The organism is Bartonella sp. AP20NXHL (assembly GCF_042196165.1).
Classification (GTDB): Bacteria; Pseudomonadota; Alphaproteobacteria; order Rhizobiales; family Rhizobiaceae; genus Bartonella.
Genome location: NZ_JBHIPV010000116.1, coordinates 1 through 563, shown reverse-complemented (window position 1 = coordinate 563; position 563 = coordinate 1). Strand labels below are relative to the sequence as shown.

At 35.7% G+C, this 563-nt stretch carries 1 protein-coding gene; it reads left to right on the top strand.

All coding sequences use genetic code 11. The features are described from left to right. Nucleotides 1–237 precede the first annotated feature (237 nt). Nucleotides 238–563: single-stranded DNA-binding protein (gene ssb / locus ACFILL_RS09530; protein WP_375643869.1), on the top strand; the 326-nt coding region annotated here is incomplete at its 3' end.

Genomic DNA, 563 nt, shown 5'->3' with positions numbered 1-563 from the left:
AGCGATCCAAATAAACGATTAAAATAACCAATCGAAATATAAAAGAACATCTCTTTATTGCACAAAACGTATCAAAATGCAAGCTGTTAAGTAAAATAAAAATGGGATTCATACTGTAGATTCAGTGTGTTATGATAAATTCTGTTTGTAAAAATACACCATAATGTGTTATACTACCATCAGTTGTGAGTTATGTTTTGTTCTAAGTACTATTTTCCATTAAAGGACAGAAAGCAAATGCTTAATAAAGTGATGTTAATTGGCTATTTAGGTGCTGATCCCGAAAGCAAAACAATGTCATCTGGCGCCGAGGTGGTCAATTTTCGAATGGCAACGTCTGAGAGCTATACAGACAAGGCAACCAATAATAGAATAGACAAAACCGAATGGCATTCCATTGTGGTGTTTAATCCACACTTGGCAAAAATAGCGCTTCAGTATCTGAATAAGGGCAGCAAAGTTTATATCGAGGGGCGACTACAAACTCGTAAATGGCAAGATAAAAACGGTGTTGATCGCTATGTAACAGAAGTCATATTGCCTCAGTACAAAGGCGAGTTAAA